General features: G+C 40.2%; 1 protein-coding gene. It reads left to right on the top strand.

What is annotated here, in order from left to right; genetic code table 11:
- On the top strand, positions 1 to 258 hold a 258-nt coding region (locus ACYVRA_RS08310), incomplete at its 5' end, for a hypothetical protein (protein ID WP_461252259.1).
- Between the last annotated feature and the right edge of the window lie 319 nt (positions 259 to 577).

Here is a 577-nt window from a genome sequence, read left to right as displayed (position 1 = left end):
TATTGTGATCATTTGTTGCCAAGATTTTCAAGATTGAAACTTAAATATTTTCCTGATGTGAGTACTATTTTCCATGAAAGAGAAATAAGAAAAGCAGAAAAAAGATTTTCTTTCCTTACTAATGCTGATGTGCGTAATTCTTTCCAAACAGATTTAAATGCAATGATGACAGAGTTAGATTATAGAATAACGGCAGTAGTTATAAATTTGGTATTCATGTGCTCCATCCTGAACAGTCAAACAGGGCATGGGAAATAATAAAAGAAAAATTTACTCAAGAAGGGTTGGTGATACTCCCCAAAAAATAAGCGACTGCCTTTCGACAGCCGCCGGACGGGTTCCCCATCCCATTTATATCATTAGTATATATCATATTTTGAAAAAAGTCAAGTACTCTTTTGCTTCCCCTACCTCTGTCCCCCCATCTCCGACCCGTCTCTTGTCCGCAGAATGGGATGGCGCATACTGACCGTGGTGGAAAAAATCCAGTCTTTGTCTAAGAAACCTAAGTCTCTCCAGAAAGCCGGGTTGCGGAAATTGTTTTCGTAGGCACTCGCGCCGTCTTTTGTGGCGGCTC

It is taken from the genome of Treponema sp. R8-4-B8, assembly GCF_054786175.1.
This window is presented reverse-complemented; position numbering and strand designations above follow the sequence as displayed.